A 13,362-nucleotide genomic window follows, 5' to 3' on the forward strand; every position below is an offset into this window, starting at 1 on the left:
GAATTGGCGGAATCGGTCGTAGACCTTGCAATTTCGTAAAAACCCGACTATATGGCTCTCAAATTCTTGATCGCTTGATGAAGAGTGGGCCGCAAGGACCCGCTCTTTTTTATTAGCTCGATCGCCTGAACAGCAGAAATTGCGAGGAGCGCACCGCTTGTCGGACATGACGAACGCAGACAACGAACTTGAGCCGCGGCTGATTACCGAAACCGGGCTTGACCAGCGTCTTGCCGATATCATCGAACCCGTTCTCATCGGGATGGGCTTCCGGCTGATCCGCGTGCGCATGCTGAACCAGAACGGCATGACGATGCAGGTGATGGCCGAGCGCAACGACGGCACGATGACGGTCCAGGACTGCGAAGAAGTCTCGATGGCGATTTCTCCCGTCCTCGATGTGGAAGAGCCGATCGATAAAGAGTATCATCTCGAAGTGTCTTCGCCCGGCATCGACCGTCCGATGGTGCGGAAATCCGATTTCGTTCGCTGGCAAGGTCACCTGGTGAAATGCGAGACGTCGATCATGATCGGCAACCGCAAGCGCTTCCGCGGCAAGATCGTCGAAGCCGACGCAGATGGTTTCACGCTCGAGCGTGACCAGGTTGCCTACGGAGAAGAGCTGAACGTCACCATTCCTTTCACCGCGCTCAGCGATGCGAAACTCATCCTGACCGACGACCTGATCCGCGATGCATTGCGCGCCGACAAGCTGGCGAAAGCGCAGGCCGCCAACCAGAACGAAGCGGACGAGCAGGAATAACCGATTAACAGACCGCTCCCAGGGACGGGAACCCCGGAGTAAAGACGGAGAAACAAGACAATGGCAGTCAGTGCGAACCGGCTCGAACTTCTGCAGATCGCAGATGCAGTGGCGCGCGAAAAGGTCATCGACCGCGAGATCGTGCTTGCCGCAATGGCCGATGCCATTCAGAAGGCGGCACGCTCGCGTTACGGCACCGAATCCAACATCCGTGCCGACATCAATCCGAAGACCGGCGAAATCCGGCTGCAGCGTCTGCTCGAAGTCGTCGACAAGGCCGAGGATTATTCGACGCAAATCCCGCTGGAGCTCGCCCGCGACCGCAACCCGGACGCCGCACTCGGCGATTTCATTGCCGATCCGCTGCCGCCGATGGATTTCGGCCGTATCGCCGCTCAGTCCGCCAAGCAGGTGATCGTCCAGAAGGTGCGTGAAGCCGAGCGCGACCGCCAGTTCGATGAATTCAAGGACCGCGTCGGCGAAATCGTCAACGGCACCGTCAAGCGGGTCGAATACGGCAACGTCATCGTCGATCTCGGCCGTGGCGAAGGCATCATCCGCCGCGACGAAATGATCCCGCGCGAAAACGTGCGCTATGGCGATCGCGTCCGTGCCTATGTCTATGACGTCCGCCGCGAACAGCGCGGCCCACAGATCTTCCTGTCGCGCACGCATCCGCAGTTCATGGTGAAGCTCTTCACCATGGAAGTGCCTGAAATCTATGACGGCATCATTCAGGTGAAGTCGGTTGCCCGCGATCCGGGCTCGCGCGCCAAGATCGCCGTGATCTCGAACGACAGTTCGATCGATCCGGTCGGCGCCTGCGTCGGTATGCGCGGCTCGCGCGTCCAGGCCGTCGTCGGCGAGCTCCAGGGTGAGAAGATCGATATCATCCCGTGGTCGCAGGATCCGGCAACCTTCGTCGTCAACGCCCTGCAGCCGGCCGAAGTCGCCAAGGTCGTTCTCGACGAGGATGCCGAGCGCATCGAAGTGGTGGTTCCCGACGAGCAGCTGTCGCTTGCGATCGGCCGCCGCGGCCAGAACGTCCGCTTGGCGTCGCAGCTGACCGGCTGGGATATCGACATCATGACGGAGGCCGAGGAATCGGAGCGCCGTCAGAAGGAATTCAACGAGCGCACCAACCTGTTCATGGATTCGCTCGACGTCGACGAAATGGTCGGCCAGGTCCTGGCATCGGAAGGTTTTGCCGCCGTCGAGGAACTTGCCTATGTCGATCTCGACGAAATCGCCTCGATCGATGGTTTCGATGAAGATACCGCGCAGGAAATCCAGACCCGCGCCCGTGAATATCTGGAGAAGCTCGAAGCCGAGATGGATGAGAAGCGTAAGGCGCTCGGCGTTGAGGACGAGTTGCGCCAGATCGACGGCATGACCGCCCAGATGATGGTGGCGCTCGGCGAAGACGGCATCAAGACGATCGAGGATTTTGCCGGCTGCGCCGCCGACGATCTCGTCGGCTGGACGGAGCGAAAGAACGGCGAAACGAAGAAGTTCGAGGGCCTGTTCTCGAAGTTCGACGTCTCGCGCGTCGAGGCCGAACAAATGATCGTCCAGGCTCGGCTTGCGGCCGGCTGGATTACCGAAGAGGACCTGGCGAAGGGGACCGAAGAAGAGGTCACCGAAGCCGAACAGGAAGCATGATGACCGCGCATGAGCCGGACGCTCTCCCTCAGGACGACGATCTTGCAGGTTATGACGTGAACGGACGCATGTGCATCGTGACGCGCGAAAGCGGATCGCCGGATGAGCTGATCCGCTTCGTCGCGGCTCCCGACGGAACCGTCGTCGCCGACCTGAAGCGCGAGCTTCCGGGACGCGGTTGTTGGGTGAAAGCCGACCGGTCGCTGGTCGACAGAGCGGTGGCGAAGAAGCTCTTCGCCCGCGCGCTGAAAAGCGACGTGAAGGCAGCAGACGATCTCGGCGCGAGTGTCGACCGGCTGCTCGCGGCGCAATTGATGCAGATGATGAACATGGCCCGCAAAGCCGGCCAGTTCATCAGCGGCTCCTCGAAAGTGGACGCCGCGGTTAGAAGCGGAGCAGCCATTGCGGTGTTCCACGCAACTGACGCGGCGGACGACGGTGTGAGGAAAATCGACCAGGCCCGCAAGGCCTGGCACCTCGGAATGGAGACCGAGGAGGAGATACCTTCCTACCGCTTCTTCTCGGAGAGCGAAATGGAAGGCCTGATGGGCCAGAATGCTTTTATCCATGCCGCAGTGCTTGCAGGGCAGGCGGGTGAGGGTGTAGTGAAGCGCGCAAAGATGCTCGAACAGTACCGTATTGGCGGTCAGTCCCGGGCAGCGGGCGGCGCTGGCCGGCAAAAACAATGAGACGGTCACCGGCATCGGCCGGTCTCATTCTCATTGATCGACAGTATTTGAACGACAGGGTCTGATCTAGTCATCGCTCCCTGTCCGAAGGAACGGGAACGAATGACCGATAGTAACGACGACAAGACACTCAGCGTAACGGGCAAGAAGACGCTTACCCTCAAACCATCGGGGATAAGCCAGGGCACCGTTCGCCAAGATATGGGTCGGGGTCGCACCAAGGCGGTCGTGGTCGAGACCCGCAAGCGGCGCCCGATGCGCCCGGAAGACGAAAAGCCAATCACGCCCGCTGCCCCGGCAGCCCCGGTCCGCGCCGCCGAACCTGCGCCGGCGCCCGTTCAGGCGCGTCCGCAGCAGCCGACGCCGGCACCGCGGGTTCACCAGCCGGGCAACAACCAGACCAATCAGCGTCCGCAGCAGTCCTATCAGCCGCAGCGCTCGAACGACCGTCCGCGCCCTGTCGTGCTGAACCATCTGTCGCCTGAGGAGATGGATGCCCGCCGCCGCGCGCTGGCCGAATCCCAGGCGCGTGACGCCCAGGACGCGATCCGCCGCGCCGAGGAAGAAAAGCGCCGTGCCGCCGAAGAGGCGATCCGCAAGGTCGCCGAAGCCGAAGAGGCCGCCCGCAGGGCCGCCGAAGAGGCTGCCCGCCAAGCCGAAGCGCCCGCTGCCGCCGAACCCGCCGCTGTTGCGGCGCCGGCTCCGGTTGTGGCCGAAGCGCGCCCGAGCGCTCCGCGGCCGGCATCGCCGGCACCGGCTGCGCGCCGTCCCGATGGCGCCGGAGCACCTGCTGCCGCCCGGCTCGCGCCGGGTGCTGCCGCACCGGCAGGAGTCCGTGGCCGTCGTGATGACGAGGGCGACGATGATCGGGGTGCTGCACGCGGCGGCCCGGCTCGTGGCCGCGTTGTCCGCCCGGAACCGGCGAAGCCGGTCACCACGCGTCCGAAAACGGATGAGGAGCGCCGCCGCGGCAAGCTGACGATCACCACGGCCGACGTCGACGGCGACGACAATGCCCGCGGGCGCTCACTTTCGGCGATGCGCCGCCGGCAGGAAAAGTTCCGCCGCAGCCAGATGCAGGAAACCCGCGAGAAGATCTCCCGCGAAGTGGTTCTGCCCGAGACCATCACCATTCAGGAACTGTCGCAGCGCATGTCCGAACGCGCCGTCGACGTCATCAAGTACCTGATGAAGGAAGGCCAGATGATGAAGCCTGGCGACGTCATCGACGCCGACCTTGCCGAACTCATCGCCAGTGAATTCGGCCACACGGTTCGTCGCGTGTCGGAATCCGATGTCGAGCTCGGCATCTTCAACGTCTCCGACGAAGAAGGCGAACTGGTTTCGCGCCCGCCCGTCGTCACCATCATGGGCCACGTCGACCACGGCAAGACCTCGCTGCTCGACGCCATCCGCCATGCCAACGTGGTCGCCGGCGAAGCCGGTGGCATCACCCAGCATATCGGCGCCTATCAGGTGGAACAGAACGGCCAGAAGATCACCTTCATCGACACCCCCGGCCACGCCGCCTTCACGGCGATGCGTGCCCGCGGCGCGCAGGCGACCGACATCGCGATCCTGGTGGTCGCGGCCGATGACAGCGTCATGCCGCAGACGATCGAATCGATCAACCACGCCAAGGCGGCCAATGTGCCGATCATCGTGGCGATCAACAAGGTCGACAAGCACGAGGCCGACCCGCAGAAGGTTCGCAACCAGCTGCTGCAGCACGAAGTCTTCGTGGAATCCATGGGCGGTGAAGTGCTCGATGTCGAAGTCTCGGCCAAGACAGGCAAGAATCTCGACAAGCTGCTCGAGGCGATCCTGCTGCAGGCCGAAATTCTCGATCTGAAGGCCAATCCTAACCGGACGGCGGAAGGCACTGTCATCGAAGCCCAGCTCGACCGCGGCCGCGGTTCGGTCGCCACCGTGCTCGTCCAGAAGGGCACACTGCGTCCGGGCCAGATCATCGTCGCCGGCGACGTCTGGGGCCGCGTGCGCGCCCTCGTCACCGACAAGGGCGACCATGTGAAGGAAGCCGGTCCCGCGACCCCGGTCGAGGTGCTCGGTCTTTCCGGCACGCCGCAGGCAGGCGACAAGTTCGCCGTGGTCGAAAGCGAAAGCCGCGCCCGCGAGATCTCTGAATATCGTCAGCGTCTTGCCCGCGACAAGGCGGCTGCCCGCCAGTCGGGCCAGCGCGGTTCGCTGGAACAGATGATGACGCAGCTCCAGAGCACCGGCGTCAAGGAGTTCCCGCTCGTCATCAAGGGCGACGTGCAGGGCTCGATCGAAGCGATTGCCGGCGCGCTGGAAAAGCTCGGCACCGACGAAGTCCGTGCCCGCATCGTCCATTCAGGCGCAGGCGGCATCACCGAGTCGGATATTTCGCTCGCCGAAGCTTCGAACGCCGCCATCATCGGCTTCAACGTTCGCGCCAATGCGCAGGCACGCCAGTTCGCCGAACGCCAGGGTATCGAAATCCGCTACTACAACATCATCTACGATCTGGTGGATGACGTGAAGGCAGCGATGTCGGGCCTGCTGTCGCCGGAACGGCGCGAAACCTTCATCGGCAATGCCGAGATCCTTGAGGTGTTCAACATCACCAAGGTCGGCAAGGTCGCAGGCTGCCGCGTCGTCGAAGGCAAGGTCGAGCGCGGGGCGGGCGTCCGCCTCATCCGCAACGACGTCGTCGTTCACGAAGGCAAGCTCAAGACTCTCAAGCGCTTCAAGGACGAGGTCTCCGAAGTGCCGATGGGCCAGGAGTGCGGCATGGCCTTCGAAAACTACGAGGACATGCGCGTCGGCGATGTCATCGAGTGCTTCCGCGTCGAGCACATTACGCGCACGCTCTAACCGTCAGGCGCCTTGCGCAAGAAGCTTTCCAGAAGCCATCCGCCAGCCGGCGGATGGCTTCTGGTATCTGGCGGCCTTGACCTTTGCAGCCAAAAGAGTCATGGACGCTCTCCTTTGACGGGTTCGATTCCCAGCCGCATCGGCAAACAGAGATAACAATGACCAGACCAACATCCTCCGCGCCTTCGCAGCGCATGCTGCGCGTTGGCGAACAGGTCCGCGCCGCGATCACCCAGGTGCTGCAGCGCGGCGAAGTGCGTGACGACGTCATCGAGGCGACCGTGATCTCGATTTCGGAAGTGCGCATGTCGCCGGACCTGAAGATCGCCACGGCTTACGTGACGCCGCTCGGCGTCTCCGACCACAGCGTCGTCATCGAGGCGCTGAACCGCCATGCGAAGTTCATCCGCGGCCGGCTCGGGCCGCAGCTTCGGCAGATGAAATACATGCCGGAAGTGCGCTTCCGCGACGATACCAGCTTCGACAATTACAAGAAGATCGACGAGCTCTTGCGTTCGCCCGAGGTGAGCCGCGATCTCGACGGCGACAACGACGAAAAATAGCAGAAGAGACGCATGTCCAAACCACGCAAACCCAAGGGCCGGCCGATTTCCGGCTGGCTGATCCTCGACAAGCCGGTGGATTTCGGCTCGACGGAAGCCGTTTCCAAGCTTAAATGGCTCTACAAGGCGCAGAAGGCCGGCCATGCCGGCACGCTCGATCCGCTCGCCTCCGGCATGCTGCCGATCGCGCTGGGCGATGCGACCAAAACCGTTCCTTATGTGATGGACGGCCGGAAAATCTATGAGTTCACCGTCAGCTGGGGCGAGGAGCGGGCCACCGACGATCTCGAAGGCGATGTGACGCAGAGCTCGGAAAGGCGCCCGACCGAGCAGGAGATCCGCGAGATCCTGCCCCGCTATATCGGCACGATCAGCCAGGTGCCGCCGCAGTTTTCCGCCATCAAGATCGCGGGTGAACGCGCCTATGATTTGGCGCGCGACGGCGAAGCAGTCGAGATTCCCTCGCGCGAAGTCGAGATCTTCCGGCTGACGCTGCTTGCCTGCCCAGATGCGAATACCGCGCATTTCGAAGTGGAATGCGGCAAGGGCACGTATGTCAGGGCGCTTGCCCGCGATTTCGGCCGCGAGCTCGGCTGCTACGGCCATATATCAGGGCTGCGACGCACCTTCGTCGCGCCTTTCCAGGAAGATGCCATGGTGCCGCTTGCCAGCCTCGTGGCGCTCGAGGCGATCGAAGACATGGACGAGCGGCTCGCCGCCCTCGATGCATTGCTGATCGACACGTGCGAGGCGCTTTCCGCCCTGCCTCATCTCGTCATCAACGACGACCAGGCGCACCGACTGAAGATGGGCAATCCGATCCTGGTGCGCGGCCGCGATGCGCCGATTGCCGAAAGCGAAGCCTATGCGACGGCTCGCGGCAGGCTGATCGCGATCGGCGAGATCGGCCAGGGTGAGTTTCGCCCAAAGCGGGTTTTCGCCTGAGTCGCTACAGCTGGCGATTGTCTTGCGGTGGCGATGCGATATCTTCCTTTCGGGCCATGGCGGCCCGAGGGGAAAATTATGCGCGCAATCGCAGTTGGAATGCTGACGTTCTTTTCGCTGTTCCTGACCGCCGCCGGCGCTCAATCCGCCGAGCGCTGGGCCGAGCTTCCGGCCTTTCCTGCCATGCCGGCGCCGAAGACAAGCGGCATGGCCGATGTGAACGACATTAAGATGTATTATGCCGAATATGGTGAAGGCGATCCGATCCTCTTCATCCACGGCGGCCTTGGCAATACCGGCGTCTGGGGTCACCAGATCGCCGAATTCGCCAGAGATCATCTGGTCATCGTCGCCGACAGCCGCGGTCACGGCCGCTCAACGCGCAGCCAGCAGCCTTTCGGCTACGATCTGATGACATCGGACTATGTCGCCCTTCTCGATTATCTGAAGGTCGACAAGGTGACGCTCGTCGGGTGGTCGGACGGCGGCATCATCGGCATCGACATGGCGATGAGATATCCGGAAAAGCTGACGCGGGTCATTGCCCAGGCGGCCAATGTCACCACGGACGGCGTCAAGCCCGACGTCTTGAGCAACAAGACCTTCAACGACTACATCACCGTCGCCGGCGAACAATACCGGAAGCTGTCGCCGACACCGAACGAATACAAGGCCTTCGTTGACCAGATTTCGCGGATGTGGAAGACGCAACCGAACTGGACGGCGACGGAGCTTGGCAAAATCATGCTGCCGGTCACGCTTGCCATCGGTGATCATGATGAGGCCGTAAAGCTCGACCATACCGAGATGATGGCGAAAGAAATTCCCGGCGCAAAGCTCGTCATCCTGAAAAACGCCAGCCATTTCGCCATGCTGCAGGATCCTGCAGGCTATAATGCGATGATTCGGGACGCCATGACGGGCCGCTGAAAGCTGCTGCGGGGCTCCCTCTTTCCATCGCTGCTTATTTGGTTTATAGGCAGCGCCAGCATCGGGTCCGCTCGATTGCATTCGCGGCCAAAGCTGGACGGCATCCCGGCTTTTGGCGACTTCTTCTCCTCTCATAGAAAGGACCATCCGATGTCGATCACTGCTGAGCGCAAGGCTGCGCTGATCAAGGAATACGCAACCGCCGAAGGCGATACCGGTTCGCCGGAAGTTCAGGTCGCGATCCTGACCGAGCGCATCAACAACCTGACCGAACACTTCAAGGACCACAAGAAGGATAACCATTCCCGCCGTGGCCTGCTGACGATGGTTTCGAGCCGCCGCTCGCTTCTTGATTATCTCAAGAAGAAGGATGAAGGCCGCTATTCCAAGCTGATCAACAGCCTGGGTATCCGCCGCTAAGATTGTCCGGCGGGCGCTTACGAGCGTCCGCCGGATCTGTTTCGGGACGGTGTTCCGATGAAATGTTCCGGCCGCGCCCTATCTCAAGCGGAGGAACGACCGGCGGACCCGGATGGGCCGGTTCTGCCAAACCAACCGCTGACCTGTCATGGGGCAGGATTGCCGGATGCTTTCGGCCAGAGCTTCTCGAAGCTTTGGCCCGATTTCCCGGGGACAAGGGTTCCTGAGGAAGCTGAGACGAAAAGCCTCCCGTTGTCTTGCCCGTGATACGTCGCATTGATTGCGGTCGACTGTGCGCTGCGCCCTGATATCGGCGATGGCGCGTGCTCCCGCATTGAAGGACAAGATATGTTTGATACACACACCGTGGAAATCGAGTGGGCCGGCCGCCCGCTGAAGCTTGAAACCGGCAAGATCGCCCGTCAGGCCGATGGCGCCGTTCTCGCCACCTACGGCGAAACCGTCGTTCTCGCCACCGTCGTTTCGGCCAAGGCGCCGAAGCCCGGCCAGGACTTCTTCCCGCTGACCGTCAACTACCAGGAAAAGACCTACGCAGCCGGCAAGATCCCCGGCGGCTATTTCAAGCGCGAGGGACGCCCGAGCGAAAACGAGACCCTCGTTTCCCGCCTGATCGACCGTCCGATCCGCCCGCTCTTCCCGGAAGGCTACAAGAACGACACGCAGGTCGTCGTAACCGTCATCCAGCACGACCTTGAAAACAACCCCGACATCCTGTCGATGGTCGCGACTTCGGCAGCGCTGACGCTCTCCGGCGTTCCCTTCATGGGCCCGGTCGGCGGTGCGCGCGTCGGCTACATCAACGGGGAATATGTTCTCAACCCGCATCTCGACGAGATGGACGAGTCGAGCCTCGACCTCGTCGTCGCCGGCACCTATGACGCCGTGCTGATGGTCGAATCCGAAGCCAAGGAACTGCCCGAGGACGTCATGCTCGGCGCCGTCATGTTCGGCCACAGGGGTTTCCAACCGGTTCTCGACGCGATCATCAAGCTCGCCGAAGTTGCCGCCAAGGAGCCGCGCGACTTCCAACCGGAGGACTATTCCGCGCTCGAAAGCGAAATGCTCGGCCTTGCCGAAGCCGAACTGCGTGAAGCCTACAAGATCACCCAGAAGGCCGACCGCTACGCCGCCGTCGACGCCGTCAAGGCGAAGGTGAAGGCGCACTTCCTTCCCGAGGAAGGCGAAGCCAGGTACACGGCCGAGGAAGTCGGCGCGATCTTCAAGCACCTGCAGGCCAAGATCGTCCGCTGGAACATCCTCGACACCAAGAGCCGTATCGACGGCCGCGATCTCGAAACCGTCCGTCCGATCGTTTCGGAAGTCGGGCTTCTGCCGCGCACCCATGGTTCGGCGCTGTTCACCCGCGGCGAAACCCAGGCGATCGTCGTTGCCACGCTCGGCACCGGCGAAGACGAACAATATGTCGACAGCCTGACGGGCATGTACAAGGAGCGCTTCCTGCTCCATTACAACTTCCCGCCCTACTCCGTCGGCGAGACCGGCCGCATGGGCTCCCCGGGCCGCCGCGAAATCGGCCACGGCAAGCTCGCATGGCGCGCGATCCGTCCGATGCTGCCGTCGGCCGAGCAGTTCCCCTACACGCTGCGCGTCGTCTCCGAGATCACCGAGTCGAACGGCTCGTCCTCGATGGCGACCGTCTGCGGCACCTCGCTCGCCCTGATGGATGCCGGCGTTCCGCTTGCCAAGCCGGTTGCCGGTATCGCCATGGGCCTGATCCTCGAAGGCGATCGCTTCGCTGTTCTCTCCGATATCCTCGGTGACGAAGACCACCTCGGCGATATGGACTTCAAGGTTGCAGGTACAGCCGACGGCATCACCTCGCTGCAGATGGACATCAAGATCGCCGGCATCACCGAAGAGATCATGAAGGTCGCGCTCAGCCAGGCCCAGGGCGGTCGCACCCACATTCTCGGTGAAATGTCCAAAGCGATCACCGAAAGCCGCGGCCAGCTCGGCGAATTCGCTCCGCGCATCGAAGTCATGAACATTCCGGTCGACAAGATCCGCGAAGTCATCGGCTCCGGCGGCAAGGTCATCCGCGAAATCGTCGAAAAAACCGGTGCGAAGATCAACATCGAGGACGACGGCACCGTCAAGATCGCCTCCTCTTCCGGCAAGGAAATTGAAGCGGCCCGCAAGTGGATCCACTCGATCGTTGCCGAGCCTGAAATCGGCCAGATCTATGAAGGCACCGTTGTCAAGACCGCCGACTTCGGCGCCTTCGTCAACTTCTTCGGCGCCCGCGACGGCCTCGTCCATATCTCGCAGCTCGCTTCCGAACGCGTTGCCAAGACGCAGGACGTCGTCAAGGAAGGCGACAAGGTCTGGGTCAAGCTGCTCGGCTTCGACGAACGCGGCAAGGTTCGCCTGTCGATGAAGGTCGTCGACCAGGCCACCGGCCAGGAGATCGCGAACGAGAAGAAGAAGGAAGAAGCGGCCGAGTAAGCCGCGTCTCCAGATTGAATTCCGGGCGCGGGAATCTTCCGCGCCCTTTTTGTATCCCGGATTGCGCATGTCGTGGTCGCAAAACCGCTGCACATTTTTGCGCGACACGCTTAAACGAGACGAGACCCATGAGCCGCGAGACGCTGAAGACCCTGTTCCATCCCTTTGCCAGCGGCACAATCGAGCCGCCCGGCGAGGGCGAGCGCGTGCTCTTTCTCGGCGCCGAGGCAGGCTTTCAGCTGCCCGAAGGCTTTGCCGCCTCGCTCAGCGCCGTCCAGGGCTTCCGGCCGCTCTACCGGCAGCTTCTGGCGCAGCGGATCGACGTGAAGCCGGAGATCGACGGCGAGGATTATGACGCCGCACTCGTGCTGTGCACCAAGCACAAGGGCGAGAACGAGGCCAATCTGGCCGCCGCGATCACCCGCACGCGGCCAGGCGGCCTGATCGTCGTTGCCGGGGCCAAGGAAGACGGCATCCAGCCGCTGCGCAAGCGCCTGGAAGGGTTCGGCCTCGCCATCGATCATATGCCGAAATATCACGGCGTCGCCTTCTGGTTCGGCCGCCCGGCCGATGCCGGCGAGATTGTCACCAAACTGGCGAAAGCGCCGGTGCGCGTCGACGACCGCTTTCATGCGACAGCCGGCATGTTCTCGCATGACCGCGTCGATGCCGGATCGGAGCTGCTCGCCTCACGACTGCCGCAGGATTTTACCGGCGACGTTGCCGATTTCGGCGCCGGATGGGGTTATCTCTCTATCGAGATGGCGCAGAGATCGCGTGGACTGGCGCGCCTTGACCTCTACGAGGCCAATCACGCGGCCCTGGAGGCTGCGCGGGGCAATATGGCAGAGAACTGCCCGAACGCGCCTGCGCGCTTCTTCTGGCACGATCTGGCGGGTGAGCCGGTCAAGGATAAGTACGATCTCGTCATCATGAACCCGCCCTTCCATGAAGGCCACGCCGCCGAGCCCTCCCTCGGCCAGGCGATGATCAAGACTGCCGCATCCTCGCTTCGCGGCGGCGGCCGACTGATGCTCGTCGCCAATCGCGGTCTACCCTACGAGCCGGTTCTTGCCGCGGAATTCAGGGAAAGCGGTGAAACCTGCCGCAATGCCCGCTTCAAGGTGTTGTGGGCGAAGAAGTAAGGCTCAGGCCTCGAACCGTTCTTTCATCGATCGCAAGAAAAAAGGCCGTGCGCATCATCTGCGCACGGCCTTTGAGCTTCCTATCGGGGTGCCGTTTACTCGACATCTGCCCTGCGCAGCGTATCCAGCGTCGGCATCGAGGTGATGTTGAAGCCGGCGTCGACGAAGTGAATTTCGCCGGTGACGCCGGCTGAAAGGTCCGAGAGCAGGTAGAGCGCCGAGCTGCCGACCTGATCGATGGTCACGGTCTTGCGCAGCGGCGCATTGCGCTGGTTCCACGAGAGGATCGCGCGCGCATCGGAGATACCGGCGCCGGCGAGCGTGCGGATCGGCCCGGCGGAGATGGCGTTGACGCGGATGCCGCGCGGGCCGTAGTCGGCGGCGAGATAGCGCACCGAAGCCTCGAGCGCAGCCTTGGCGACGCCCATGACGTTGTAGTTCGGGATGACGCGTGTCGAGCCATTATAGGTCAAGGTCAGCATCGCGCCGCCGTCTTCCATCAACGGCGCGCAGCGCTTGGCGATCTCGGTGAAGGAGAAGCAGGAAATGACCATGGTGCGGCTGAAATTCTCGCGCGTCGTATCGGCGTAGAGACCCTTCAGCTCGTTCTTGTCGGAAAAGCCGATGGCATGAACGATGAAATCGAGCTTACCCCAGCGCTGTTCGATCGCATCGACCAGGCTATCGACCGAGGCGATGTCCTCGACGTCGCAGGGCAGCACGAAATCCGAGCCGACCTCGGCGGCAAGCGGCTTGACACGCTTGCCGAGCGCATCGCCCTGATAGGTGAAGGCGAGGTCCGCGCCCTCAGCGGCCAGAGCCTTCGAAATTCCCCAGGCGATCGAGTGGTTGTTGGCGACGCCCATGACGAGGCCGCGCTTACCCTGCATGATTCCAGTCAT

The 13,362-nt window shown here is 62.5% G+C and carries 11 protein-coding genes; 10 read left to right on the forward strand and 1 reads right to left on the reverse strand.

Features of this window, described 5'->3' with window-relative positions; translation table 11 throughout:
* The first annotated feature begins 157 nt into the window (after positions 1 to 157).
* The 10 genes from rimP (at position 158) to PYR71_RS04765 (ending at position 12,460) form a co-directional block, all read left to right on the forward strand.
* On the forward strand, positions 158 to 763 hold the full coding sequence (rimP, locus tag PYR71_RS04720) for a ribosome maturation factor RimP (RefSeq protein WP_275618401.1): 606 nt from the start codon (positions 158 to 160) through the stop codon (positions 761 to 763).
* A gap of 60 nt (positions 764 to 823) precedes the next feature.
* Complete coding sequence (gene nusA / locus PYR71_RS04725; protein WP_183919148.1) at positions 824 to 2,425, forward strand: transcription termination factor NusA; 1,602 nt, start codon at positions 824 to 826, stop codon at positions 2,423 to 2,425.
* A complete protein-coding gene (locus PYR71_RS04730) occupies positions 2,422 to 3,114 on the forward strand; it encodes an RNA-binding protein (protein WP_275618402.1) in 693 nt (230 codons plus the stop codon). Before nusA ends, PYR71_RS04730 begins: the two co-directional genes overlap by 4 nt.
* A 102-nt stretch (positions 3,115 to 3,216) precedes the next feature.
* Entirely contained in the window at positions 3,217 to 5,970 is a 2,754-nt protein-coding gene (gene infB, locus PYR71_RS04735; RefSeq protein ID WP_275618403.1) for a translation initiation factor IF-2, read from the forward strand.
* Between the two features lie 158 nt (positions 5,971 to 6,128).
* Positions 6,129 to 6,533, forward strand: coding sequence for a 30S ribosome-binding factor RbfA (gene rbfA / locus PYR71_RS04740; RefSeq protein WP_183919144.1), 405 nt, complete (start codon positions 6,129 to 6,131; stop codon positions 6,531 to 6,533).
* Between the two features lie 12 nt (positions 6,534 to 6,545).
* Complete coding sequence (gene truB / locus PYR71_RS04745; RefSeq protein WP_275618404.1) at positions 6,546 to 7,478, forward strand: tRNA pseudouridine(55) synthase TruB; 933 nt, start codon at positions 6,546 to 6,548, stop codon at positions 7,476 to 7,478.
* A 78-nt stretch (positions 7,479 to 7,556) separates the two neighbouring features.
* Positions 7,557 to 8,408, forward strand: coding sequence for an alpha/beta fold hydrolase (locus tag PYR71_RS04750; protein WP_275618405.1), 852 nt, complete (start codon positions 7,557 to 7,559; stop codon positions 8,406 to 8,408).
* 150 nt (positions 8,409 to 8,558) lie between these two features.
* Entirely contained in the window at positions 8,559 to 8,828 is a 270-nt protein-coding gene (gene rpsO / locus PYR71_RS04755; protein ID WP_009997779.1) for a 30S ribosomal protein S15, read from the forward strand.
* A 348-nt stretch (positions 8,829 to 9,176) separates the two neighbouring features.
* A complete protein-coding gene (gene pnp, locus PYR71_RS04760; protein ID WP_064681602.1) occupies positions 9,177 to 11,315 on the forward strand; it encodes a polyribonucleotide nucleotidyltransferase in 2,139 nt (712 codons plus the stop codon).
* A gap of 128 nt (positions 11,316 to 11,443) precedes the next feature.
* A complete protein-coding gene (locus PYR71_RS04765) occupies positions 11,444 to 12,460 on the forward strand; it encodes a class I SAM-dependent methyltransferase (protein WP_275618406.1) in 1,017 nt (338 codons plus the stop codon).
* Between the two features lie 95 nt (positions 12,461 to 12,555).
* Here PYR71_RS04765 and fabI read toward each other — a convergent pair whose 3' ends face one another.
* Entirely contained in the window at positions 12,556 to 13,362 is an 807-nt protein-coding gene (fabI, locus tag PYR71_RS04770) for an enoyl-ACP reductase FabI (protein ID WP_183919140.1), read from the reverse strand.

Origin of the sequence: Rhizobium mulingense (assembly GCF_029194105.1) — a bacterium.
In the GTDB taxonomy this organism is placed as follows: Bacteria; Pseudomonadota; Alphaproteobacteria; order Rhizobiales; family Rhizobiaceae; genus Rhizobium; species Rhizobium mulingense.

Coding starts and splice junctions, on each gene's coding strand:
- rpsO (WP_009997779.1), top strand. CDS start 8,559: ATGTCGATCACTGCTGAGCGCAAGGCTGCGCTGATCAAGGAATACGCA.
- truB (WP_275618404.1), top strand. CDS start 6,546: ATGTCCAAACCACGCAAACCCAAGGGCCGGCCGATTTCCGGCTGGCTG.
- nusA (WP_183919148.1), top strand. CDS start 824: ATGGCAGTCAGTGCGAACCGGCTCGAACTTCTGCAGATCGCAGATGCA.
- rbfA (WP_183919144.1), top strand. CDS start 6,129: ATGACCAGACCAACATCCTCCGCGCCTTCGCAGCGCATGCTGCGCGTT.
- PYR71_RS04750 (WP_275618405.1), top strand. CDS start 7,557: ATGCGCGCAATCGCAGTTGGAATGCTGACGTTCTTTTCGCTGTTCCTG.
- pnp (WP_064681602.1), top strand. CDS start 9,177: ATGTTTGATACACACACCGTGGAAATCGAGTGGGCCGGCCGCCCGCTG.
- fabI (WP_183919140.1), bottom strand. CDS start 13,362: ATGACTGGAATCATGCAGGGTAAGCGCGGCCTCGTCATGGGCGTCGCC.
- PYR71_RS04730 (WP_275618402.1), top strand. CDS start 2,422: ATGATGACCGCGCATGAGCCGGACGCTCTCCCTCAGGACGACGATCTT.
- PYR71_RS04765 (WP_275618406.1), top strand. CDS start 11,444: ATGAGCCGCGAGACGCTGAAGACCCTGTTCCATCCCTTTGCCAGCGGC.
- infB (WP_275618403.1), top strand. CDS start 3,217: ATGACCGATAGTAACGACGACAAGACACTCAGCGTAACGGGCAAGAAG.